The following is a 21,960-nucleotide window of genomic DNA, read 5'->3' on the forward strand; positions in this document are numbered from 1 at the left end:
TCTTGGTCCCCTGCACCGGCGCCCCGTCCCTCGGGGGCCATACGAGCGCGTTACGACGAATCCTGGGGTGACGGCAGCGGAGCTCCCTCCTCCTCGCGGGGGGCCTCGTAGACCCGGTAGCAATGCTTTCCGGCCTCCTTGGCCAGGTACATGGCCTGGTCCGCGCGACGCAGTAACAGGTCCGCGTCGATCCCGTCGCCCGCCCCGTAACAGGCCACTCCCAGGCTGGCCGACACCTGCAGTCGACGCCCGTCGATCTCCACCGGCGCCGAGGTTACCTCCAGCAAGCGCGTCAGGACGCCTTCGCCCTCCTCGGCCCCGGCGAGATCCACCAGCACCGCCACGAACTCGTCGCCGCCGAGGCGGGCCAGGGTATCGCTGGCGCGGAGCTCGCCCTGCATGCGCTCGGCCAGGGCGACCAGCAGGCGGTCTCCCCTGGCATGGCCATGGGTATCGTTGATCGCCTTGAAGCCGTCCAGGTCGATGAAGACCACCGCCAGTCGCCCTCCTCGCCGATCCGTCTGGGCCATGGCCATACGCAGCCGGTCCGCGAGCAGCTGGCGATTGGGCAGCCCCGTGAGGGCATCATGCTGGGCGGCGTGACGCAGCTGCCGCTCGTGCTGCTTGATCCGGGTGATGTCGGAGATCAGGCCCACGTAGCGCTGCACCGTGCCTCCGTCATCGGTGACCGCGCTGATGGTCAATCGCTGGGGGTAGACCTCGCCGTTCCGGCGTCGATTCCAGACCTCGCCGTCCCAGTGGCCCGTCTCCTCCAGGCACTGCCAGAGGGCGGCGTAGAAGGCCGAGTCATGACGGCCGGCGCTGAGCATGCTGGCATTGCGACCCATCACCTCCTCGCGGGCATAGCCGGTGATCTGGCTGAAGGCGCCATTGACCTCCAGGATGTCGCCTCGGGGCGTGGTGATCATCACGCCCTCATGGGAGTGGGTGAAGACCCCCGCCAGCAGCCCCAGACGCTGCTGCTGATGGCGCAGCAAGCGATTGCGACGCGCCAGCATCACCAGCAGGACCGCCACCAGGGCACCGGCGGCGGCGAAGCCGAGCAGGGAGCCGTGGTAGCGCTCCCAGATATCGCGCCAGGTGAAGTCGGGGACGACATCGAACGGCGGCAGCCGCAGACGGCGCGCCAGGTTCTCCACCGGCAGATAGTCCTGGGGCGGGGCGAAGCCGGCGATATGCGCCGCCCGGGCCGCGCGATGCTCGGGCTTGAGCGTGAACAGTGCCACGGCGACCCGGCGCACCGTCTCCGGCGGCACCTGGGGCATGACCACGAAGGGCCACTCGGGATACAACCGCGTGGAAACCACGAACGGGAAGTCTGCCAAGGCCTGGGGGGTTATTACCGTCAGTTGCCCGGGGTCGAGACGCCCCTCCGCGATCAGCCGCTCCAGAATACCGGACCGGATGAAGCCGACTTCCGCCTCGCCCGACAGCACCGCCTGTACCACGGCATCATGACTGCCGGCGACGATCGTCTCGATATCACGCTGCGGGTCGAGCCCGGCTTCCTTCAGCTCGAAGGCCTGGGTCTGGTAGCCGCCCAGGAAGCGCCGGCCGGGGATCGCGACGCGGCGCCCCTCCAGATCCTCGAACCGCTGGATGTCGTCGTTGCCGCTCGCCTTGACAATCACCCCGCCCAGGCTGCTGACCCGTTGACCATCCTCGGCATTGATGACCGTGGCCAGGGCGCCGGTCAGGCTGTTGCGGCTGCGCACCTGAAGATAGTGGCTGGGGTTGGTCATCAGCAGGTCGAGGCGCCGATGGGCGATCGCCTCCTCGATCTCGTCGAGACTCATGACCTCGAGCGCGACACGGTGCTCCGGCAGGCGCTCGCCGAGGTAATCCGCCAGGGGCTGATAGCGGGCCGTCATCACCGGCTCGGGCCGATAGGCGAAGACCCCCAGCGTCAGGGTGGTCTCCGCCATGACGGGCCCGGCCAGCCAGATCAGGCAGCCAAGGAGCCAACGCGGCGGGCTCATACGGCCTCCCCCGGCTCGGGCAGGTAACGGGGCGTCATCAGGGTCGCCAGATCATCCGGGCGCACCAGCATCCCCTCGGCCACCATGACCTCGTTGAGCAGGCGCGCCGCGCTCATCAGGTCGCCGCCCGGTCCGAAATAGTCCCGATTGCCGGCGCGCCCCGGGAGCTCCAGTCCGGCATAGGAGGCCCGCACCTCGTCGAACCCCAGCCCGCGCCAGGCACCGATGCGCTGCATGGCGTCCTGGGGACTGATCCGCAGGTGGTCGAGCCCACGGAAGTGGCCGGCGACCAGGGCCTTCACCGCCCCCTCCCGCCAGCGCAGGCGATCGCGCCGCATCGCCAGCACATCGAGGATGACGTCCGGAAAATGACTGCTGTCATAGAGGCGCACCGCCCCCTCCCGCCGCCAGCGGGTGGCCATGGGCTCGTAGGTGACGGCGGCGTCAATGCTTCCCGCCCGCCAGGCAGGGAGCTGCTCGTCCGGCGCCATGTCGACCAGGGTCAACTGATCCCGGGACAGCCCCGACGCCTCCAGCAGCTGCGACAGCACCAGATTGCCCACGGCCGTGCGTTCCACGGCGATGCGCTGTCCTTCCAGGTCACTCAACCGCTCGATACCGGGACGGGTCAGCACCATGTCGGCTCCCACCGAGTCATCGCAGACGGCGACCACCGTCAGCGGGATGCCTTCCGCCCGCGCCTTGAGCACCTCGTCCAGGGTCAGGGCGGCCCCATCGAGGGCTCCCTGGCGCAGGCCGGCCAGGGAATCTCCCGCACTGCGCCCCTCCCTAAGCACGACGGACGGTGGCAGCCAGTCGAAGGCGCTGGCCAGGTAGAGCGGCTCATAACCGGGCCAGGGATGGAGGCCGATGACCAGCGGCTCGCCGACGGAGCACGCCTGCAGCCCCAGCGGGGCGACGGCCAGGCCGGCCATGGCCTTGAGCAGTTCACGTCGATGCATGGGCCTCCATCCTGGAACACTTTCTCTCGAAGACGCCTTCAAGCCGGGCTTCCATAGGGCCGGCGGCATCCGGTTATATCTGAAGGGTTAACTTATATGGCCGAAGTTAATATGGAAACTCCCCTTCGGTCGAAAGGATGCGGTTCGATGCCAGCGGGCGGGACGAGCCGCTCAGCCCGCGCCACCCAGCCGACGGATCGACTCGAAGCGCCCCTCCGCCGAGAAGTGCAGCCGAAAGATGCCATGGACCCCATCATGGGTGACGACCCGACGTAGTGCCTCGGCGGGGAACGCCACGCTGCGCCCGTCCAGGCTGCGGGTATGCACCATGCCCACCCGGCCCTCGTAGTGGGCCAGGCAGGCGTCAGGCGACAGCTCGATCACCACATCGATCATTGGCATCATGCAATGACAGCCTTGGCGGCAGAACGGTGCACAACCCTGAGGCTATCTAGCCTCGATCGTGAACTTCATCCTGGACAACACCTTGTATCCTTGACACCACATCACTAGCGATGAAATCACTAGATAGCACGGCGTCTATGAAGCGTGGCGAATAAAATGAAACTCTGTCGAGCACTTCTATTTCAGGCTCAGTGAACTCCATGCCCTCGGAGCTTCTTCCCCCCTTGTTGGGATTGTGGTGCCTCCCCACCACCTCCGCATGCATTCTCCTAGCAACCTCGACGTGTTTCGCTCTCAATCCAAATCGATGGCCCACCGAAAGGGTATGATTGAAGTCATGAAAGTCATCAGCAGTCACCCAGCTATACACCCCCCCTTCCTGATCATAGATATCCTTGGCCTGCAACTGTCTATAATAAGAGTCCAGCACACCCCAGAAACAAAGCTGATAGTCGGACAATTCATCGGGCAAGAACAGAGGGAGACTTCCCGGCACTCGCGGATCTGACGAGTAATGGGATCCTCGAGTGGTACGCATTGGCGTACTACCCCGCTTGTAGAGACTCTTCGCCGTCTCCCGAAAGTCACGATTAAGAAAAATCAACCCAGGAAAAACACCCATCCTTAGGAGAGGAATCAGGAAGCCTTTTCCGAAGACATTACTGGTCTCGACATAGTTGGATTCTCGAATTGATTCGATGTGGTTCAGCTTGCCTTCAAGGAACTTCAGCGCATGTCGTGGATCCGCTTTAACTCGGGGCAAGAATGTTGCGTAGTTTGGCTCTGGCTCATGCTCTGAGCGCGTGTCATCGAAGATCTTGAAGACTTCAGTCAGCATGGTGGTGCCTGTTCTACCATGCGTGACGGTGAAGACGAGATTTTTGGTCGAACGGATCATACGGGTGTCCCATCGATCATTTTTACAGGCCTTGCCGGCCGGCCAGCGACGATGGTATTGGGTGGCACATCCCCTGTGACAAGGCTTCCCGCAGCCACGACGGCATTCTCACCAATGACTGCAGGGCCGAGGACCGTTACCCCAGAACCCAACCACACTCCTCTCTCGATGTGGATATCTCGCCCTTCCTCGGGCACCGTTACCAAGCGGTCCCGCCCGGTCTTCGAGTAGTCATGAGTCCCAGTGAGTAACATGCACCGGTGACCAAAGAAGCAGTCCTCTTCCACTGTGACATGTCCCGACCGGGTGTTAACCAGCAAATCGTTCACTGACACTGTAATTCTATCTAGATGAAGGCGACTTTTATCCCCCCAGACGCGAACCTGACGCAACTCGGCATCGGCAATAAACGGCATCAGGAGCTTGGCCAGCGCCGCAAGCTCGCTCTTCTTTGCCGTTTTGAGAAGAGTCAGAAATTCACTCTCCCCGGTCGACGGTCCCTTAACGTCTTGCCCTATCCGAAGGGCGGCGTTCCCGCTTGGTTTTTTGTTCACTAATGGCATCATCATCGCGTCTCAAAAATCATTGTTGAGTAGCCTATCGAGTTCATCAGCGATGGTCTCCTCTTCTTTGGGAGAGACCGCCGGAGATTCGGCCGGTAGCTGGTTATCCAGCATACTAACCAACCCTTGGCTTATTAAATACTGCTCTGCCAACTGCTGATCTTCATTAAGCAATAACCGGTAGGCCATATCGCGAATACCGAAGGCCGTGTGTAGCAGGAAGGCTAGCTTCGTGCATTGTGCCGGTGTCAGTTCCTGCAGTCTCTCGTGGCTTGGTAGGAAAAGGGCGTCGGCACTATACAGCTCCGTTGCCTGACGTTCTTCTGGCGATACATCACAAGGCAAGAGGCTGCAATGTTGAGGGTCGTTCAGCCGATAGAAGCGAAAGCCATGTCGGGTCGCCCAGTGACTCACTTCCGCCAGGTTCGGCTGCCGATCATGAGTGGGCTGGAAAACTACTCGGACTTGAAGCAAGAGTGTATTGCATAGCCTGTCTCCCCCATGCTCGAGGATGCAGACACTGTCATTCATGGCATCCAGTACCAGCCAGTCGAGAGAAGGCAGTCCCTCGATCTTGTTCAGCGACACAGTACTGATGGGAAGTCGGGTTAGTAGACGATTCCCATTCTTGACGCCTTCCGGCAAGTATTCATCCTGCAAAGGCATGAGCGTGCCACTCTGCTCCGGGTCCTGGCAGGCATAGAGCGTCCCCGGTGCACCATCGCCGAGTGTCGCATTAGGGTAATAGTGCACTCCCTCCTGCTTCTTGAGCGGGGCCTGTAAGGCTCGGCTGGCGGGATCGAAGGCAATCAGCTCCATGGTACCGCGCTGCAACATCTGTCCGACGACCTCGCTGTTCAATAGCCGGCTACCATTATCCATGGCGATGATCTTGCCTTCGAAGCGCCACTGGAAGCCGTCCTCCGGAAAGTCGCTTTCCGGTAGCTGGACCGGCTTCTGCTCGCCCTTGAACCAGGCTTTTCCTTCCTTATCGAAGGTCAGCGTCTGTGGCGCCTTTCCTTCACAGTGACGTTGCCAGATCCCCCGCAGAGCGATGGTCAGATGGTGCGCGAAACGCGGTCCATCGCAGACAGGGGATTGCAGCAACACCTGGCGCAGGTGCTGTCGAATGCGACCCAGACTCTCCAGATCGGAGGCCAGCTCGATCACACGCTGGCGATACTCTTCCCAATCGCCGGCAACCAGTTCCGGTAAGCCAGCATTGACCAGGTGAGTGGCACTGTGCCGGCCGGCGAAGCTCGGCCCCGGCAGGGTGACCACGGGCACCCCCATGTAGAGAGCCTCACAAGTAGTCAGGCCGCCGGAGTAGGGCCAGGGATCCAAGGCGATATCCACGCGCCGATAGGTGGCGACCAACTCCTTGTGAGGTGCAGGTCCCTCGAGCAGGATGCGCTCACGGTTGATGCCATGCTCTTCCATGACCCAGTACAAACGATCGCAGTAGTCAGCGTTCGTATACTGCCCGCCCTTGAGCAGAAGACGAGAGCCGGGCAGCTGGTGCATGAGAGTCGCCCACTGCTCGAGCAATACTTCGTTGATCTTCGCTGGGTTGTTGAAGCACCCTAGGGTGATGGAGCCGTTCTCCAAGGCGGGTAGTGGACCGGGATCATCGGTCAGGTGCCGGGGCGGTGTATAGCAGATATAGTCGTCCGGCAGGCGGATCAGCTTCTCGAGGTAATGGTCATCGCTGCCTTGGGGCGTCTCCACCACATCGGAGAGCAGATAGTCGACGGCCTCGACGCCGGTGGTATTGAAGAGCCCGCCCACCCACTTGACGATCAACGGCGCCGGCTCCTCGGCGATCACCGGCAGACGGCTGCCTGAGGTATGGCCCGTCATGTCGATCAGGATATCGATGGCATCGTCGCGAATCATCCGGGCCAGATCCGGATGGGAGGTATGCGGCACCTCGTGCCACTGCTCCATCAGGGGCTTGAGGCGACGCGCAGTCGCGTCGTCCACCAGGCTGTCGGAATAGGCGTATAGGTGGAATTGCCCCTTGGGTAAATGCTCCAGAGCACCGAGGATCATCTGGCCGACCGGGTGGGTCTTCAGGCCCGCCGACACCAGACCGATACGTAGCGGCCTTGCGGCAGAGCGATCAGTGGCCGGCCGCTCGGGACGCACAGTCGGCGCATATCGTTGCTGCCATTGCCGACCGATGGCGAAGAGGGTATCGGGTTCATGACGCGGATTGTAGTGGGCGGTGAAATAGTAGTTGGAGAAGGCCAGCCAAGCATCGGGCTGCAGGTCGATAGCTCGACGGTAGCGGGCTTCGGCCTCATCGAAACGCCCCATAGTACCATAGAGGTTGGCCAGGTTGGTCAGCACCCCGACGGCCTTGGGATGCTGTTCGGCGAGGGGCTCAAGAATGGCCAGGGCCTGATCGTAGTCCCGCCGTTCGACCATTAAGGATGCCTTGCGCATTTTCGCCAAGACGGCATCCGGCAGGCTTTCCAAAGAGCGTTCGTAATGTTCCAAGGCTCGATCATGACGACCGCGCTGCTGGTGGATGCCCGCCAGGTGCATATTGGCCTGGTAGTTGTCGGCGTCCTGCTCGAGAGCCTGGTTCAGCCGAGCCTCGGCTTCCTCGTAGCGCCCCAGCTGTTGCAATGCCTTGCCGAGGTTGGTCAGGGTTTCGTTGTTGTCGGGCTGTAACTCAAGGGCATGCTCAAGCTGCGCCACCGCGCCCTGAGCATCGCCCGATTCCATCAGGGCAGTCCCCAGGGCCTTCCAGCCGAATGACGCCCTGGGATAGCGTTCGGTGATCTCACGAGCCAGGGGCACAGCGGTATCCAGCTGCTTGGCCCGATAGTGGATAAGGAAGTCGTTCGCCAGGCTTTCGAGCTGGTCGGCACGCACCTGTCGGTTCGGCTTCGATGCTGTTCCATTGCGGCGTTTGCGTTTGGACATAGCACGTTTCTCCCAATCCTGATGGTATTACCGATATGCTAACGTCCCCAATGTCCCGCAAAGCCAAGAAAAACGGGATAGCCGATGGCTATCCCGTTCCATGAACCCCTTTAGGGGAGAGGGAGCGGCCGCTTATCCCAGCAGCGAGAGAGCGCTCTGCGGGATCTGGTTGGCCTGGGCCAGGACGGAGGTACCCGCCTGCTGCAGGATCTGAGACCGAGTCATGTTGGCCACTTCGGCAGCGTAGTCGGCGTCTTCGATGCGCGAGCGAGCCGCCGAAAGGTTGGTCTCGTTGGTCGCCAGGTTGGTGATGGCCGACTCGAAACGGTTCTGGATGGCACCCAAGTCTGAACGTAGGCTATCCACCTGGTTCAGAGAAGCATCGAGGGTGGACAACTCACCTTCACTACGCTCGAAACTGAGGTTGGCAAGATTACCATCAGCGTTTGCCGTCCCAGTGCCTGTAGCATCGAAAGTAAGGGTGCCTACGCCACCATTAGCAACAGCTGCATCTTCAGCATCCAATGCCATATAGACATTGGTAGTGCCACTAGTATTGAATCTAATACCGTTTTCGGCAAGATTTTCGATATCAGTATCGTTCATCTTGCTTCCATCAAGCTGTACTTGAGCGTAGAGGTTGCCATTGTCATCCACCAAAATTGAAGACGAAGCAAGCCCTGCAGCCCCTGAACTGGAAAAACCGAAATCACCACCAGTCATAGCTGCTACGTCACCAAACTCACCAACATCGGTGCTGACAGCACCACTAAGGTAGTCATCTGCATCTGATAAATCATCTGCATTAGCATTCGTAGCTGCCGCTGCATTCTCGGGACCATCGACATTGAACTTGTCGAGACCCAGAGTATCGGCGTTGATCTCCTCCAGCGAGACCTCGATGGTCTCGCCGTCGTTGGCGCCGACCTGGATCTCCAACTTGGTATCGGAAGCCAGCACCTTGGTGCCGTTGAAGTTGGTCTCGGAGGAGATGCGATCGATCTCGTTGAGACGCTGGTTGATCTCGCCTTGGATGGACTCCAGGTCGTCCTGGCTATTGGTGTCGTTCTGGGCCTGAACGCTCAGCTCACGAATGCGCTGCAGGTTGTCGTTGACCTGGTTCAGCGCGCCTTCCGCGGTCTGGGCCACGGAGATACCGTCGTTGGCGTTGCGCTGCGCCTGGCTCAGACCGGTGATCTGCGCGCTCATGCGGTTGGCGATGGCCTGGCCAGCGGCGTCGTCCTTGGCGCTGTTGATGCGCAGACCGGAAGACAGGCGCTCCATGGAGGTGGCCAGGGCGTTCTTCGACTCGGTCAGGTTCTGCTGGCCGATCATCGAGGTAATGTTGGTGTTGATCACGGACATGGTGATTTCCTTCCAAGCTGTTGAGGGCTCCATTGGCGGGCCCGCTGCACCAGGGTTCCAGGTCCCGGCGCTCCGGGCCTGCCGCAACGGCGCCGTTGGCCGTTACTCCCTTTAACGGCGGCCATGGGCAGGACTTTAGGGGCAGCCGGAGATTTTTTTGCGATGACCGTTGACACCCAAAGAATCCCGCATCGGCTGCCATCAACAGCACTGTTTCGATATTCGCTAAAGTTGCATTTGAAGCTGCCGACATACCTCTTTGGACACACCGCCTTTGCAAGGACGCAATCATGGCATCGATCCAGACCAACCTGCCGGCTCTCAAGGGCCAGCAACATCAGAGTCGCGCCAGCAACACCCTCAGCACCGCGATGGAGCGGCTGTCCTCGGGCCTGAGGGTGAACGGGGCCAAGGATGATGCAGCCGGCCTCGGGATCGACAATCGCATGACGAGCCGGATCAATGGCCATGCCCAGGTCCAGCGCAACGCCAATGACGGCGTCTCCCTGGCCCAGACCGCTCACGGCGCCCTGGACCAGATCAACGAGCGGCTCCACCGGATTCGCGAGCTGACGGTGCAGGGGCTCAACGGCAGCCTGCAATGGGATGATAACGACGCCATCCAGGCGGAGATCAACCAGAACCTCAAGGAAATCGATCGTTTGGCCGAGTCGGCCAGCTACAACGGCATACCGCTGCTGAACGGCCAGGCGGGACGCCTGGGCCTGCAGGTCGGCACCCAGGACGAGGAACAGCTGGATCTCAACCTGACACCGCCCGGGTTCAGCGTCGAGTCCCTGGGGCTCGAGGACTTCACCGTCGCAGGCATCGAGGGGGACGTCACCGACCGCGACACCCTGCAGGGCTACGCGCGACACATCGTGCTCGATGACCCGAACACCACCGTGACCTACAGCGGCGTATCCGCCAGCAACCCGGCCCTGATGTGGGATGGGTCGAGCTACTACGTCAGCGCCGAGGAAGGTGGCGATCCCGTCTTCTACGATGCCTGGGTCAGCGCTCACCACGAGACGTCCACCGACCAGAGCACGGTCGACGTGTCGACGAGCGCCCGACTCTATGACGAGGTCACCTCCCTGACGACATCGACGATCGGTGGCTCACCCACCTTCCATGACAGCGGCGGCAACGCCTTCTCCGACGGGGCCAGCCGCACCCTGGTCGAGGATGCGGACGGCTACCTGATCCGGGAGTCCAAGGACGGTATCGTGCGCTACTACGATGCCGAGCTGAACTTCACGACCGACGGGGGCGGAACCAACCAGATGGAGGTCCACCAGGCCAGTAGCGCCCTGCCGGGTCCTGGTTACTCGGCCGTCCCGGCGGATCAGGACTTCGTCGTCGACGGCACCACCTACCAGCTCGATGACTACGATCAGGTGCGATTCGAGGACGCCGGTGGGGCCGCCCTGACCGATGGCGAACTGGTGGAGAATCCGGATGGCGATCTCTATCTGAGTGCCACGGTCGATGGCGGCACCGCCTACTACCGGCTGGACACTGCCTCCACCACGACCACGGGCACGCCCCCCTCGGAGGTCACGACCCTGACCCTGGGCGCCGAGACCAACGAGGCCTTCGCGGGACTGGACCTGACCGGCGAGACGAGCCCCGTCAACCAGGCCCCCACCACGGACCTGTCCGGCGTCACCCCCGGCTTCGAGGATAGTAGTGGCAGCGCATTCGCCGGCAGCACCCGCCTGATGCAACGCAATGACGCCAGCGACCGGTACATGATCGAGGTCGACGAAGGCGGCGGCGTCTATCGTTACTACGAGGCGGAGGTCAGCGTCGAGACCGCGCCCGACGGGACGACCGGCGGCGTCACCGTCTCGGCGACGAACAATTCGCCGGTGACCTACGATGCCGGCGCTCACGCAGTGGAACGGGTCTCCGGCACCTCGACCGTGACCCTCGATCCGCGCAACGTCCAGGTCAACTACACGGATGCCAACAGCGAATCCTTCAGCGACGTCCTGCGGGAGGATAGCGACGGCAACTACTACTTCGACCTGCCGGACAGCGAGTCCGAATACGGTGCCTACAAGGTGGCCAGCCTGGTCGACGACGAGCACGGGGATATCCTGATCAAGACCGTCAACGGTGACGGCGAGGTGATCATCTATCACCCCACCCAGACCCTGGACAGCGGCTATAACGTCACGGTCCAGACGGATGCCGACGGCGCCCTGGACGACGGCGTGGCGCACACCACCATCAATATCACCGAGGTGGACCAGGACATCCGCCTGAAGCACCCCCGCAATCCGCTCGCAGCCCTGGATCAGGCCATCGCCATGGTCGACAGCAAGCGCAGCCACCTGGGCGCCATGGAGAATCGCCTCGACTCGGTCATCGAGACCAGCCAGACCGCCGAGACACAGCTTGCCTCGGCTCGTTCACGCATCCTCGATGCCGATTACGCCCGGGAAGTCTCGCGGCTCACCAAGGCCCAGATCCTCCAGCAGGCCGGCAACAGCATGCTCGCCCAGGCCAACCAGCTGCCTCAGAATGTGCTGTCCCTGCTGGGCTGAGGGCAAGGGCCCGGAACAGGAGAGGTCCATGTCCCACGAACGGACGCCCGGCAGGGTCCCGATGCATTGAGGGAATGATAATGCACGCCCTCCCCGAGACGATCACGACCCGCGAGGTCGTCTACGACCTTATCCCCAAGCTCAAGGCTACTGAACGCCTTGTGGATGGCACGCTGCAGGGCCGGATCGAGCGCTGCACCGACGAGGCCGAGAAAGCCAGGCTGGAAGAGCTGAAGATCGAGTTCGAGCTGGAGATCTCGATGATTCGCATGAACCTCGAGCACCTGATGCAGCGGTACTCGCAGCAGCTGGAGGATGCCGCCCAAGGCCGTCATAGCGAGGGTAATGCCGTGCTGACACTCGATGCCCATGAGGCGGTTGCTGTCGAGAGCGCCTGGGCACTCTACCGTCGTGCCCAGGAACTTTCCCGTTGACCGGCAAAGAACACCAGCAGGTCATCGAGAAGCTCGATGCTGTGATTCAGGATACCCGAGCATTACTGGAGCGCTTCGAGGCGACGGGTATGGATGAGGCAATGCCGGCGGATTACCAGCAGCTGAACGAGATCCTCGAGTCGGCACTCAAGCAGCAACATGAACAGACCCTGGCCATGCTGAAGTCGTCTTGATTGGCCTCATTGCGAAGCGACAGCAAGAAGAAGAACCGGGTTATCGCGCAGCGAGCTGCGCTCCTGCCCAGCACCACTTCCCCACCGGTTCCAGGGTTCCTTGCATTTCACCGGGAAGCGGCCGATGTGACCAGACAGATACGGGATGAGCGTTAGCGCATTCACCACTACCCGGCTCGGGGACCGCCGGATGCACTCGCAGGCTCGTTTTTCCGGCCTACGGCTGCGTTTCCACTCTGTTGCAAAGCGCAATGCAAGAGGGTGCCGATCGGCACCCTTTTTGCGTAGCGAGCTGGAGGACTTGCCTCAGGCCGGCTCGGCCACCCGTCCCGGCAGGGCCTGATACGACGAGTCGTCGGCCAGGGCCTCGTGGGCATGCCGGCTCAGGGTGAAGCCCCCCACGGCCTCGGCCAGGCGGTCGGCCTGGTCCTTGAGCTGCTCGGCGGCGGTGGTGGATTCCTCCACCAGGGCGGCGTTCTGCTGGGTCATGCGGTCGAGCTCGGAGACCGCCACGTTGACCTGGCCGATGCCGTCGCTCTGCTCCCCGGTGGCGGCGGTGATCTCGGCCAGCACGTCGGCCACCCGGGTCACGCTTTCCACCAGTTCCTGCATGGTGTCGCCGGCCTCGCGTACCTGGGCCGCGCCCTCCTCGGTGCGCTCCACCGAGGTGTCGATCAGCCCCTTGATCTGCTTGGCCGCCTCGGCGCTACGGCTGGCCAGCTGGCGCACCTCGCCGGCCACCACCGCGAAGCCGCGACCCTGCTCGCCGGCCCGGGCCGCCTCCACCGAGGCGTTGAGCGCCAGCAGGTTGGTCTGGAAGGCGATGGAGTCCATCACGCTGACGATCTCGCCGATCTGGCGGGAGGCGTCGGTGATGCCGTCCATGGTGGTGACGACCCGGGTCACCGCCTCGCCGCCGCGACGCGCCACGTCGCTGGCCGATTCGGCCAGGCCGTTGGCCTGCCGGGAGGATTCGGCGGTGTGCTCCACGGTGCTGGTGATCTCCTCCATGGAGGCGGAGGTCTGCTGCAGGCTGGAGGCGGCGTTCTCGGTGCGCCGGGAGAGATCCTGTCCCCCCTGGGTGATCTCGGTGGCGGCCACGCGCACCGACTCGCTGCTGTCGCGAATGGTCAGCATCACCGACTCCATGCGCGCGACGAAGCGGTTGAAGGCGTTGGCGATCTGGGCCACCTCGTCGTTGCCGTCCTCCGGCAGACGACGCGTCAGGTCGGCCTGACCGCTGGCCACGTTCTCCATGGCATCCCGGGTGGCCAGCAGGCGACGGAAGGCAATCCTGAGCAGCCCCCCGAGGATCAGGGCCGCGCCCAGGGCCACCACCACCAGGGTGATGGCGGAGGCGCTCATCATCCCACGCAGGCCGGCGGTGGCCTCGTATTCGTCGAGGGCCACGCCCAGCTCCCAGTCGGTGCCAGCGATGGGGGTCACGGCGAGTCGCTTGTCGGCCTCGTCGACGGCCACCCGATTCCAGGCCTCCGGGCTGCGCCCCAGCTCTGCGATGACCGACGGCGTCAGCTGCTCGCTCACCCGGGTCAGGGGTTCGAGGGTCAAGTCGGGATCGGGATGGGCGATCAGGGTCTCGCCCCCGCTGCTCAGGAAGGCGAAGCTCGAAGGCGTGGGCCGGATGCCGCCGACCTGCTCGATCAGCTTGTCGATCAGCACGTCGCCGCCGATCACGCCCTGCAGGCGACCGTTGCGCTCCACCGGGGTGGCGAAGGTGACCACCAGGCCGCCGGTGTTGGCGTCCACGTAGGGCAGCGAGACGATGGTCCGCTCCTGCTCGGTGGCGGCACGGTACCAGCCGCGCTGGCGGGGATCGTAGTCGTCGGGCGGTACCCAGCCGTCGGAGGAGACGAGGCTGCCGTCGGGCTTGCCGAGATAGGCCGACAGGAAGCCGCCGGACTCGGCCAGCTGGATCAGTGCCTGCCGGGGTGCGTCGCCGATGACCGGCTCGCGCGTCGCCTCGACCATGCTGGCCCGCGCGGCGATCCACTCCTCGATCGCCAGGGCATTGCCGCGGGCGATGGAGTCGAGTTGCTGGGCGATCTGGTCGTCGTTGTGGGACTTGACGGTGAGGTAGCTGGCCGCGCCGTTGAGGATCAACGCCACGGCGATCACCACCAGGGTGGCGATCAGGATTCTCAGTCTCAGGGAAGTCAGCATCATCACTCTCGTGGGTATGGAGTTTGTTATGCGCCGCCGCCCGGGTGCCAGGCGGCGACGTCCTACGACTATCGGCGTAGGACGCAGGAACTTGAGGCCCGAGTGGCGCTCGCCCGTCTCCCCGGACGGGGTTTCAAGATGCATGCGGCTTCGCCGATGATGGGGGGAGACATTCCTTTCCCGTGACCCACTCCATGACAGGACGCATGAGCGACCCGCACACTCCCCAGGAATACCCGGCCTCCCTCAAGGTGGTCGGGGTCGGCGGCGGCGGCGGCAACGCCATCCGCCATCTGCTCGAGACCACCGAGCCGGCCGGCATCGACATGATCGGCGTGAACACCGACCGCCAGGCCCTCGATGCCCTGCCGCAGGCCTCGGCGCTGGCCATCGGCGGCGCCATCACCCGCGGGCTGGGCGCCGGGGCGGACCCGGAGGCCGGCCGGCGCGCCGCCGAGGAGAGCCGAGACGCCCTGCGCGCCCGGCTGGCCGGGGCCGACATGCTGTTTTTGATGGCCGGCATGGGCGGTGGCACGGGCAGCGGCGCCACTCCGGTGATCGCCGACCTGGCCCGGGAGATGGGCCTGCTGACCGTGGCGGTGGTGACCCGCCCCTTCACCTTCGAGGGCACGCGGCGCCGCCAGGCCGCGGAGGCGGCGATCGAGGCCCTGAACGGCCGGGTGGATTGCCTGGTGGTGGTCCCCAACGACCGCCTGCTGCCGACGCTGGGCCCCAGCGCCTCGATGATGCGAGCCTTCGCGGCGGTCAACGACATCCTGCGCGAGGCGGTCACCGGCATCGCCGAGGTCATCACCAAGCCCGGCATGATCAACATCGACTTCGCCGACGTGGCCGCCGTGATGCGCCACCCCGGCCGGGCCCGGATCGGCACCGGCGAGGGCCACGGGGAGGGGCGCGCCGGCGAGGCCGTGCAGGCGGCCGTGGAGCATCCCCTGCTGGAGGCCACCGACCTCGCCGAGGCCGCCGGCGTGCTGGTCAGCATCACCGCCGGCCCGGACCTGAGCCTGGCGGACTTCGACGAGGTCGGCCGCCAGGTCGCGACCTTCGCCAGCGAGGAGGCCATGCTGGTGGTGGGCACGGCACTGGACCCGTCGATGGAAGGGCGGCTGCGGGTCTCGATCGTCGCCACCGGTCTGGAGGTCAGCCCGGAAGGACGGGAGCCCCCGACCCGGCGCTGTCAGGCGACGGACAGGCGGACTCGGGGCGGAGGGGCGAGCGCCGATTCGAGCGAGTTGCTCGACATCGGCGACTTCCTGAAAGGATTGAAGAAGCCCCGATAGCGACGGGAGAGACCGCCGCTGGCGCGGCGGATCGCGCTCTGAAGAGCGCTCCCACGAGGGGAGCCCGCGGAAGAACTCCGCCGGGCGTCCGCCTAGGTCCGCACCAGCGCCGATCTCAGATAACGCGCCTCGAAGTCCTCGGCCGGCGCCGGCCGGCCGGTGAGGAAGCCCTGGATCAGGGTCACGTGGTAGTCCCTCAGGGCCTCGAGCTGGGCCTCGGTCTCCACCCCTTCGGCCACGACCCGAAGGCCGAGCTCTCGGGCCAGGCCGGTCACCGCGGCGAGGATGGCCCCGCTGCTGCGGGAGACCCCCAGGTCGCGGACGAAGGAGCGATCGATCTTGAGGGTGGTCACCGGCAGCTGGTGAAGGTAGCTCAGCGAGGAGTAGCCGGTGCCGAAGTCGTCGATGGCGATGTAGCAACCCAGTTCGCGCAGCGCCGCCAGGGTGTCGGTGGCCTGCTGGTGCTTGTCGAGCAGGGTGCTCTCGGTGAGCTCGAAGCCGATCTGGCCCGGCGGCAGGTCGTAGTCTTCGTAGAGCTGGCGTACCTCGGCTACCAGATCGCTCTGCCAGAACTGCCGCGCCGAGAGGTTGATGGCCACCCGGGGCGGCGACAGGCCGGACTCGCGCCAGTCGCGGAGCTGACCGGCCACCAGGTGCATCAGCCGGCGCCCCAGCGGCAGGATCAGCCCCGAGCGCTCGGCGAGCGGTATGAAGTCCCCCGGCGAGACCGGACCGAACTCGGAGCTCGTCCAGCGCAGAAGCGCCTCGGCGCCGTGGACCTCGCCGCTGTCGCGGTCAACCAGCGGCTGGTAGTGGACGGCGAGCCCGTCGCCGGTCTCGGCGGTGTTGCGCAGCGCCGTCTCCAGGGCCAGGTCGTGATGATCCTTGACGTGCATCTCCGCGCGGAACAGCCGGTAGGTGTTGCGACCCTCCTGCTTGGCCCGGTACATGGCCGCGTCGGCCCGCTGGACCAGCGCCTCGGCGTCGTCACCGTCATCGGGGTAGAGGCTGATGCCCAGGCTGCAGCCGACCCGGAAGCGGTGCCGACCCAGCTCGAAGGGAGCACTCACCGACTCGATGAGCCGCCGCGCCACCCGGGTCACCTCGTCGATCTCCTGCACGTCGGGCAGCAGCACGAGGAACTCGTCGCCGCCCAGCCGGGCCAGGGTGTCGTCCTCCCGCAGGTGCTGCTTCAGCCGTCCGGTGAGCTTCACCAGCAGCTCGTCGCCCAGGGCATGGCCCAGGGAGTCGTTGACCCGCTTGAAGTGGTCCAGGTCGAGGAAGAGCACCGCCAGTCGACGGCCGTGACGATGGGCATGGCGGACCGCCAGCGACAGGCGATCGTCCAGCAGACGGCGGTTGGGCAGCCGTGTCAGCGGATCGTAGTAGGCCAGCCGGCGCACCTGTTCCTCGTTCTCCCGGATATGGGTGATGTCGGTGAACAGCGCCGCGTAGTGGCTCACCTCGCCGGCCTCGTTGTGGATGGCCGAGATGGTCAGCAGCTCCAGGTAGAGCTCGCCGCTCTTGCGACGGTTCCAGATCTCGCCCCGCCAGAAGCCGCTCTCCTGAAGCGACTGCCACATGTCGCGGTAGAAGGCCGCATCGTGCCGGCCGGAGGACAGGATGGCCGGGGTGTGGCCGGCCACGTCCTCGAGGCTGTAGCCGGTCATGTGGGTGAAGGCGGGATTGACGAACTCGATGCGCGTCTGGGGATCGGTGATGATGATCCCCTCCAGGGAGGCGTCGATGACCCGCTCGGCGAGCTGCAGGTTCTCCCGCGACTTGGCCAGGGCCTGGTCGCGCTGCTCGAGGGCCTCGCGCAGGTCCTGCAGATAGCCGTATTCGGCCCCGGCGAGGATGTCCTGGAAGCCCAGCAGGCCGTCGACCCGGCCCGCCTCGTCGAGTACCGCCAGGTGGCGAATGCCCTGGCCGACCAGCAGCTCCCGGGCCTGGATCAGGGGATCGTTGGCGCCGATGGTCAGCAGCGGCCGGCTGGCCAGCTCGCCCACCGGCACGTTGCCGGGATGGCGGGCGACGAAGCGCACCAGGTCGCGCTCGGTGAGGATGCCGAGCTCCTGGCCGTCGCCGCCGACCACGGCGGCATCGCCGCCACGCTGGCGCATCCGACGCGCCGCCTCGGCCAGGCTCAGGTCGCCGGGCAGCACCAACGGCGAGCGACGCATGGCGCCATGCACCTCGCGAAGTCGCAGGTAGGGCTCCAGGCCCTGGTTGAGGGCCACGTCCGTCTGGCTGACGATCCCCAGGGGCCGATCCGCGTCATCCACCACCAGGAAGTGGCGACAGCGTTCCACCGCGAAGCGCATCGCGGCTTCGCCCACCGTGGCATGGCGAGGCAGGCGGGCCACCGGCTGGCTCATCACCTCGGCGATCGGCCGACGCACCATGGCAGGGTCGGCGAAGTCGATGGCCAGGCTGTCCTGCTCGGTCCAGATGCCCAGGGTCCTGCCGTCCTGCACGATCAGGATGGAGCTGCAACAGCGCGCGCTCATGCGGGCAGCGGCCTCGCACAGCGGGGTCGCCGGCCCGCAGCTCAGCAGGCCGGTCTGCATGATGCGCTCGATGGGGAAGTCTTGCGTCATGAAGTCGTGATCCGAGTCGCTCCTTGAGAAGGATCAAGGGAAAACTCGTTACTCTAGCCCCTAACCACCAGGGTAGAACAGCTAAATCAGGATTTCTTCATTGACGCCGATCAATGAACAGGCTGTTGCCCGGTCGGCGCTTGGCCTGCCCCTTGAGCTCGGCCAGGACGTTGGCGATGTCCATGGCGGTGCGCCCGGTGCCGGGCGAGACGGCGTGATAGGCCAGGGAGAGCGTCATCGGCGGCACGAAGACGGCCTCACCCTGCCGATTGCGCGCCGGGAAGCCGCCGGCCCGGCGATGCTCCCGCGAGTAGAAGCTGGGGATGAAGCGCTCGAAGCGCGACAGGATCGCCTCGCAGCGGGCCCGCCCCGCCTCGTCCGGCAACACCAGCATGAAATCGTCGCCGCCCACATGGCCGACGAAGCCGTCGTCGCCGGCCTCCTGCTGGAAGCTCCGCGCCAGGGCCAGGATCACCTGGTCGCCCTGGGCATAGCCGTAGGCGTCGTTGTAGGCCTTGAAGTGGTCGAGGTCGGCATAGACCGCGGCGAAGGGGGCGCCCTCGGCCAGCCGGGCGGCCAGGGTGTCGTTGATCACCTCGTTGCCCGGCAGGCCGGTGAGGGGGTTGGCCTGACGGGCGCTGCGTACCTGCAGCGCGGTGATCTCGCGCAACAGGTCGATGACCTGCCCCAACCCCCGGTAACGCCCCGCGCCGTCCACGATCACGAAGTCGTCGCGGCGGCCCTTGGGCGAGCCGGTGACGCGTCGACTGAGCGCCTCCAGGGGCATGGACTCCTCGACGACCAGCATGCGGCGATCCATCAGGGTATCGATGTCGCGCCGCGCGTGGAGCGCGTGGCTGAAGGGGTTGGTGAACAGGCCCAGGAACTCGTGCTGGCGCACCAGCCCCACCGGTCGCCGGTCGTCATCGAGCACCGCCAGGCAACGCAGCTCGGGGTCGCGGCGAAAGCGCTCCACCACCTCGGGCACGGGGGTGCCCTGGGCCACCGGCCCCAGATGGCGGCACAGCATGGCGGCGCTGGTGCCGAAGGTGCCCGAAATCGACGGCAGGGCCGAACCAGAGGGCTCGAGCCGACGCGGCGGGTCCAGGGCCGGCCGGGCGAAGTGGTAACCCTGCATCAGGGTGCAGTTCATGCCCCACAGGCAGCGCTGCTCGCCGTCGGTCTCGATGCCCTCGGCGATGACCCGGCAACCGAGGCTGCGCGACACCTCGAGCAAGGAGTTCAGGAACTGGCACTTGCCGGGGTCGCGGTCGATGTCCTGGACGAAGTGACGATCCACCTTGACGAAATCGGGCCGCAGCTCGGCCCAGTGGCGCAGGCTCGAGTAGCCCGCGCCCAGGTCGTCCAGGGCCACCTGGAAGCCCATGCGCCGGTAGTGGTCGACGGCCTGGCGCATCAGCGCATAGTCGTGGATCGGCAGGTGCTCGGTGAGCTCGATCACCACCCGCTCCGGCGACAGCCCCACGCCGTCGAGGAAGGCCCGGGTCAGCCCTTCCTGGAAGTCGTGCTCCAGCAGCGAGGTGGGCATGACGTTGAGGAAGAGCCGGCCCGGCAGGTCGAGCCGGGCGAAGGCCTCGATGGCCAGGCGGCGACACAGCAGGTCGAGTTCCACCAGGCGCCCGGTATGCTTGGCGGTGTCGAACAGCGTCAGCGGCGAGTGCAGCGGGGAGTCCGAGGGGCCCCGGGCCAGGGCCTCGTAGCCGAAGATGCCCTGGCAGCCGGCATCGACGATGGGCTGGAAGAGCGGGGTGATCCGCCCCTCGCCCAGGATGCGGTCCAGCTCCCGTGCCTCGTGATCGATCATGGCGCCGCCGGTCTGGCGTGCCGGCTCGCGGATCGCGTCTGGCATGGGGGACTCCTCAGGCCGGCAGGGCGTCGAGCGCCCGGGGTTCCCATTCCGAAGCCGAAGGCTCGGCCGCCGGCTCGGCGGGCACGGCCGGCTCTGCCTGGGGCGGCGCCAGGGCGAAGCGGGCGGTGAAGGCCCGCATCCGCTCGGCCTCCTCCTCCAGGGTCAGGGCGGTGCGGTTGGCCCGCTGCACCATGGCGGTGTTGCGCTGGGTCACGGTGCCCATCTGGTGCATGGCCTGATTGATCTGCTCGAGGCCCCGGTGCTGCTCCGCGGAGGCATGGGCGATCTGGTCGATACGCTCGCCGACCCCCTGGATGGCGGCGACGATGGCCGTCATGTCCTCGCCGGCGCGGTGCGACAACCCGTTGCCCCGCTCCACGCTGGCCCGCGATGCCTCGATCAGTTCCCGGATCTCCTTGGCCGCCTGGGCGCTGCGTCCGGCCAGGGAGCGGACCTCGCCCGCCACCACGGCGAAGCCGCGGCCGTGCTCGCCGGCCCGGGCCGCCTCCACCGAGGCGTTGAGCGCCAGCAGGTTGGTCTGGAAGGCGATGTCGTCGATCAGGCCGACGATCTCGCCGATCCGCCCGGAGCGCTGGTGGATCTCCCCCATGGTCTCGACGAAGGCCGTGACCACCTCGCTGCCCTCTCGGGCCCTGCCGGTGGCGTGCTCGGCCAGCTCGTTGGCCTCGCGGACATGCCCGGTGTTGTCGGCCACCGAGGCCGTCATCTCGTCGAGGCTGGCGGCGGTCTGCTCCAGGGAGGCGGCCTGCTGCTGGGTGCGGGCCGACAACTCCTGGTTGCCCTCGCTCATGCTCGCCGCCCCGGCGAGCACCCGGTGGCTGCCGTCGCGGACCCGTTCCACGGTCGCCGCCAGCGCCTCGCGCATGCCGTCGAGCTCGCCATAGAGCTGGCCGATCTCGTTGTCCCCCCGGGCCTCCACCGGCGTGGCCAGGTCGCCGTCGGCGATGCGCCGGAAGTGCTCGATCATTCGGGTCAACGGCCGCAGCACGTTCGCACGCACACCCCAGACCACCACCAGGACGATGACCAGGGCCACGCCCAGGGCGGCGGCCAGGGCCAGGTTGAGCCACCCGGCCATGGCGTTGAATCGCTCGGCCAGGCCGTCGCCACGTTCGGCCGAGGCGGCGAAGAAGGCATCGGCGGCGTCCATGAAGGCCTGGCTCATGCCGCTGACCCGGGACTTGCCCGAATCGTAGCCCCCCGCATCGCCTTCCTCGAGCAGCATCCGCTGCAGGGACAGGCCGGTGCTGTAGAGCGACTGGAAGCGCGAGACCAGCGTCTCCTTCGCCGGCTGCTGGCCCGGGGCGACGGGGACGGCCTGGAATCGCTCGAAGGCCGCCTTGGCCTCGTCCATGTAGGCGTCCGCCTGCTCCAGGACCGGCCCGGGACGATCGAAGGAGGGCACCCGGATCAGGTGGGCGGCACGATCCATCGCCACCTGGGCACGCAGGGTGGCGATATAGGCCCGGTTGAGGGCCCGGGACTGGGACACCTGGACCTCGCGCAGCGTCTCGAAGGCGCTCCGCCCATGGTGGTTGGCGTAGAGGCCGAGGGCGCCGGTGCCCAGGATGATCGCGCCGAAGGCGACCAGTACCAGGAACCAGCTGAGCCGGATGGTCATTCGATCGAGAAGCCGCATGGGGAAGTCCTGTCGCTGATGGAAGACAATCGCCGGAG

The 21,960-nt window shown here is 65.5% G+C and carries 15 protein-coding genes; 4 read left to right on the forward strand and 11 right to left on the reverse strand.

Features of this window, described 5'->3' with window-relative positions; genetic code table 11:
- Window positions 1-50: 50 nt before the first annotated feature.
- From BEI_RS18100 to BEI_RS18125, 7 genes are all read right to left on the reverse strand, one after another.
- On the reverse strand, window positions 51-2,000 hold the full coding sequence (locus BEI_RS18100; RefSeq protein WP_097790810.1) for a PhnD/SsuA/transferrin family substrate-binding protein: 1,950 nt from the start codon (window positions 1,998-2,000) through the stop codon (window positions 51-53).
- Entirely contained in the window at window positions 1,997-2,962 is a 966-nt protein-coding gene (locus BEI_RS18105) for an ABC transporter substrate-binding protein (protein ID WP_193765132.1), read from the reverse strand. Before BEI_RS18105 ends, BEI_RS18100 begins: the two co-directional genes overlap by 4 nt.
- Window positions 2,963-3,133: 171 nt before the next feature.
- Entirely contained in the window at window positions 3,134-3,367 is a 234-nt protein-coding gene (locus BEI_RS18110) for a DUF2835 domain-containing protein (protein ID WP_379802303.1), read from the reverse strand.
- A gap of 46 nt (window positions 3,368-3,413) precedes the next feature.
- On the reverse strand, window positions 3,414-4,265 hold the full coding sequence (locus BEI_RS19080) for a hypothetical protein (protein WP_153045811.1): 852 nt from the start codon (window positions 4,263-4,265) through the stop codon (window positions 3,414-3,416).
- Complete coding sequence (locus BEI_RS18115) at window positions 4,262-4,834, reverse strand: acyltransferase (protein ID WP_097790812.1); 573 nt, start codon at window positions 4,832-4,834, stop codon at window positions 4,262-4,264. The genes BEI_RS19080 and BEI_RS18115 overlap by 4 nt, the downstream gene beginning before the upstream one ends.
- 6 nt (window positions 4,835-4,840) lie before the next feature.
- The gene (locus BEI_RS18120; protein ID WP_097790813.1) at window positions 4,841-7,762 is read right to left on the reverse strand and encodes an O-linked N-acetylglucosamine transferase, SPINDLY family protein; all 2,922 of its coding nucleotides are present in this window, start codon (window positions 7,760-7,762) and stop codon (window positions 4,841-4,843) included.
- Between the two features lie 132 nt (window positions 7,763-7,894).
- Window positions 7,895-9,127: a FliC/FljB family flagellin gene (locus BEI_RS18125; protein ID WP_097790814.1), complete on the reverse strand. Its 1,233-nt coding sequence runs from the start codon at window positions 9,125-9,127 to the stop codon at window positions 7,895-7,897.
- Window positions 9,128-9,417: 290 nt separating this feature from the next.
- Here BEI_RS18125 and BEI_RS19460 point away from each other — a divergent pair, with 290 nt between their 5' ends.
- The 3 genes from BEI_RS19460 to BEI_RS18140 all read left to right on the forward strand — a co-directional run bounded on the left by BEI_RS19460 (window position 9,418) and on the right by BEI_RS18140 (window position 12,310).
- Complete coding sequence (locus tag BEI_RS19460) at window positions 9,418-11,682, forward strand: flagellin N-terminal helical domain-containing protein (RefSeq protein ID WP_097790815.1); 2,265 nt, start codon at window positions 9,418-9,420, stop codon at window positions 11,680-11,682.
- 80 nt (window positions 11,683-11,762) lie between these two features.
- Entirely contained in the window at window positions 11,763-12,116 is a 354-nt protein-coding gene (locus BEI_RS18135; RefSeq protein ID WP_097790816.1) for a hypothetical protein, read from the forward strand.
- Window positions 12,113-12,310 (forward strand): hypothetical protein, encoded by a 198-nt coding sequence (locus BEI_RS18140; RefSeq protein ID WP_097790817.1) that lies wholly within the window; start codon window positions 12,113-12,115, stop codon window positions 12,308-12,310. Before BEI_RS18135 ends, BEI_RS18140 begins: the two co-directional genes overlap by 4 nt.
- Window positions 12,311-12,616: 306 nt before the next feature.
- Here the strand turns inward: BEI_RS18140 and BEI_RS18145 are convergent, their stop codons facing one another.
- Entirely contained in the window at window positions 12,617-14,491 is a 1,875-nt protein-coding gene (locus BEI_RS18145) for a methyl-accepting chemotaxis protein (protein WP_097790818.1), read from the reverse strand.
- A gap of 206 nt (window positions 14,492-14,697) precedes the next feature.
- Between BEI_RS18145 and ftsZ the strand changes: the two genes are divergently transcribed.
- Window positions 14,698-15,792: a cell division protein FtsZ gene (ftsZ, locus tag BEI_RS18150; RefSeq protein ID WP_097790819.1), complete on the forward strand. Its 1,095-nt coding sequence runs from the start codon at window positions 14,698-14,700 to the stop codon at window positions 15,790-15,792.
- 92 nt (window positions 15,793-15,884) lie between these two features.
- Here the strand turns inward: ftsZ and BEI_RS18155 are convergent, their stop codons facing one another.
- From BEI_RS18155 to BEI_RS18165, 3 genes are all read right to left on the reverse strand, one after another.
- Complete coding sequence (locus tag BEI_RS18155; protein ID WP_097790820.1) at window positions 15,885-18,392, reverse strand: EAL domain-containing protein; 2,508 nt, start codon at window positions 18,390-18,392, stop codon at window positions 15,885-15,887.
- A gap of 97 nt (window positions 18,393-18,489) precedes the next feature.
- A complete protein-coding gene (locus BEI_RS18160) occupies window positions 18,490-20,262 on the reverse strand; it encodes a bifunctional diguanylate cyclase/phosphodiesterase (RefSeq protein ID WP_227644516.1) in 1,773 nt (590 codons plus the stop codon).
- Window positions 20,263-20,272: 10 nt separating this feature from the next.
- Complete coding sequence (locus tag BEI_RS18165) at window positions 20,273-21,922, reverse strand: methyl-accepting chemotaxis protein (RefSeq protein ID WP_097790821.1); 1,650 nt, start codon at window positions 21,920-21,922, stop codon at window positions 20,273-20,275.
- Between the last annotated feature and the right edge of the window lie 38 nt (window positions 21,923-21,960).

It is taken from the genome of Halomonas beimenensis, from assembly GCF_002549795.1.
GTDB classification, from domain to species: domain Bacteria; phylum Pseudomonadota; class Gammaproteobacteria; order Pseudomonadales; family Halomonadaceae; genus Halomonas; species Halomonas beimenensis.

What these genes read in the sequence shown, in the direction of transcription:
- BEI_RS18100 (WP_097790810.1), bottom strand. Translation starts at nt 2,000, where the DNA reads ATGAGCCCGCCGCGTTGGCTCCTTGGCTGCCTGATCTGGCTGGCCGGG.
- BEI_RS18105 (WP_193765132.1), bottom strand. Translation starts at nt 2,962, where the DNA reads ATGCATCGACGTGAACTGCTCAAGGCCATGGCCGGCCTGGCCGTCGCC.
- BEI_RS18110 (WP_379802303.1), bottom strand. Translation starts at nt 3,367, where the DNA reads ATGATGCCAATGATCGATGTGGTGATCGAGCTGTCGCCTGACGCCTGC.
- BEI_RS19080 (WP_153045811.1), bottom strand. Translation starts at nt 4,265, where the DNA reads ATGATCCGTTCGACCAAAAATCTCGTCTTCACCGTCACGCATGGTAGA.
- BEI_RS18115 (WP_097790812.1), bottom strand. Translation starts at nt 4,834, where the DNA reads ATGATGATGCCATTAGTGAACAAAAAACCAAGCGGGAACGCCGCCCTT.
- BEI_RS18120 (WP_097790813.1), bottom strand. Translation starts at nt 7,762, where the DNA reads ATGTCCAAACGCAAACGCCGCAATGGAACAGCATCGAAGCCGAACCGA.
- BEI_RS18125 (WP_097790814.1), bottom strand. Translation starts at nt 9,127, where the DNA reads ATGTCCGTGATCAACACCAACATTACCTCGATGATCGGCCAGCAGAAC.
- BEI_RS19460 (WP_097790815.1), top strand. Translation starts at nt 9,418, where the DNA reads ATGGCATCGATCCAGACCAACCTGCCGGCTCTCAAGGGCCAGCAACAT.
- BEI_RS18135 (WP_097790816.1), top strand. Translation starts at nt 11,763, where the DNA reads ATGCACGCCCTCCCCGAGACGATCACGACCCGCGAGGTCGTCTACGAC.
- BEI_RS18145 (WP_097790818.1), bottom strand. Translation starts at nt 14,491, where the DNA reads ATGCTGACTTCCCTGAGACTGAGAATCCTGATCGCCACCCTGGTGGTG.
- ftsZ (WP_097790819.1), top strand. Translation starts at nt 14,698, where the DNA reads ATGAGCGACCCGCACACTCCCCAGGAATACCCGGCCTCCCTCAAGGTG.
- BEI_RS18155 (WP_097790820.1), bottom strand. Translation starts at nt 18,392, where the DNA reads ATGACGCAAGACTTCCCCATCGAGCGCATCATGCAGACCGGCCTGCTG.
- BEI_RS18160 (WP_227644516.1), bottom strand. Translation starts at nt 20,262, where the DNA reads ATGCCAGACGCGATCCGCGAGCCGGCACGCCAGACCGGCGGCGCCATG.
- BEI_RS18165 (WP_097790821.1), bottom strand. Translation starts at nt 21,922, where the DNA reads ATGCGGCTTCTCGATCGAATGACCATCCGGCTCAGCTGGTTCCTGGTA.